The sequence below is a fragment of the Sphingobium sp. ZW T5_29 genome (assembly GCF_044987515.1).
Classification (GTDB): domain Bacteria; phylum Pseudomonadota; class Alphaproteobacteria; order Sphingomonadales; family Sphingomonadaceae; genus Sphingobium.
The window spans coordinates 1-517 of sequence record NZ_JBJDRM010000042.1; the positions used below are offsets into that span (position 1 = coordinate 1).

A 517-nucleotide genomic window follows, 5' to 3' on the forward strand; every position below is an offset into this window, starting at 1 on the left:
GCCTGGCTCGACACGGGAACGGGAACGCTGTGGGCCGACGGCGACACCGTCTCGCTCACCGTTCCCGACGATGCGCTCGAGTCCGGGTCGATCCGACCCGTCTTCCGCGACAACGGCGATCGCGCCGTGCTCACCGAGGTCGGCACCGGCCTCATCTGGACGGCCCCGGACGGCCGCCTGGTTCCGCTCGAGCAGTGGGCGGTCGAGAAGGAGACCGAGCAGGAGGAGGGCACGGTCGTCGTCGAGGACGTCGCCGAGCAGCTGCCCCCGGTCGCGGTCGACAACGCCTTCGGCGTGCGCAGCGGCCAGCAGGTGATCCTGCCGGTGCTCTACAACGATCACGATCCGAACAAGAAGGACGTGCTCTCGATCGATCCCGCGTCGCTCGGCGGCCTGGCCGATCCCGACTTCGGCGACCTGGCGCTCGTCGCCAACGGCCAGTCCCTCGTCGTCACGGTACGAGCGGCATCCGGCCAGACCAGCTTCAGCTATGCCGTCACCGACGGCTCGGCGGTCT

1 protein-coding gene is annotated in these 517 nt (G+C 69.8%); it reads left to right on the forward strand.

Translation table 11 applies throughout. The features are described 5' to 3' along the window. The coding region (locus ACI3KQ_RS15965) for an Ig-like domain-containing protein (RefSeq protein ID WP_404959334.1) at positions 1-517 on the forward strand (517 nt) is incomplete at both ends.